We start from the raw sequence: 1,301 nt of genomic DNA on the forward strand, positions 1-1,301 counted from the left end.
TACTACTAATGGCGTCCGCGAGCCGATCCAAGTCACCCCATTCAGGTTGCTCCTTACCGTCAAGCAAACGCTGCTGAACGTATTGACCACAGGCCGCTATTAGCTCTGATGCTTCTTGCAAGGGAATGATCTGCAAGCCACCACGAATGCTGTCTAGCACAGACGGTACATTCTCGATCTGCTGGATATCCCAGTTGGAGGTAATAAAACTGACAATACTGTTTTTGGCTAACTCCAGAGAGCCTTTTGAAGCCTCTATGACAGCAGTATGAGCAATTTCAAACTGCTCTGTCGGAACGCCGAAGCCATCTTCACCCGAATCAGGCCCGTCAACGATGTGCTTAACTTGCACTTCAACTGACAGGATGGTTTCTGCCAGAGAGTTCATCGCCTCAGAAGTGATTTCATTACCACTCACGCTTTGCAAGTTCTCGATCTGCATCGATAAAGCATCTCGCGCCGCAGGAATCCCTACAACTTCCAGAGAGCTCTGCATGGTTTGCAACGTAGGAAGAAGTTCTCGGATATCCTCGAAGGTGGCCGAACTATCGCGCTCAATCAAATCTAACCGATCTTTAAACGAGTTAATTTCCTCGCAAAGAACATCTGCAATGGCGCTCAATGTCGTCTTGTCTGGACCAAGAATTCCTTTCTCTGCCCCGTCAGGAGAGGGTGTTGATAACTTATATGCGTCAACAAGTGCATCTATACGGTCGGTTTTCTTGTTAGAGGACGCGATGTAATAGAGCAGGTTCGAGAGCAGCTCTTCTGAAACTTCTCGACTCAAGGCATCGCTAGCATTATCAATCATTGCTTTAAGCTGAAGATCTAGCTCTCTCAATAACTGTTTTACCGCGCTCCCTAATTGTTCTTCGCTATCTTCAATCGATTCGATGAATCCCTTAGATATCCACCAAAGCTGGCCAATAGGGCTGCCTTTGCAGAATTTTTCGAGACGCTCAATGACCTTGCCCAAAAAATCAAGATGCTCTTCAGTGTTCTGATTACGAATCACATTAGCCAATGAAGACTGAAAACGCTGACGAAGCTTTCGAAGATTTTCCGTAACCTTGGCATCTTGCATTCGAGCATTCAAGATAGGGTTAGGAGTAACAAGATTGGCGCTGAAATCAGGACTAAATGCATCGGCTGAAAATGACTCGCCTTTGGCTGCTTTTAGATCATTCAAGACGGGCGTTAATTGTGGTGGAATCTCCGTGAGCGCTTCATGTGTCGATTCAATATAGTTCTGCAAGTGCAGAATCGAACCCATCAATGCCTCAAGGGAATCATCAAAGCTA

The 1,301-nt window shown here is 46.2% G+C and carries 1 pseudogene; it reads right to left on the reverse strand.

The features are described from left to right. Nucleotides 1-1,301 (reverse strand): annotated as a pseudogene (locus A3750_RS26180) (hypothetical protein); the annotation flags it as partial.

The sequence above is a fragment of the Oleiphilus sp. HI0079 genome, from assembly GCF_001635105.1.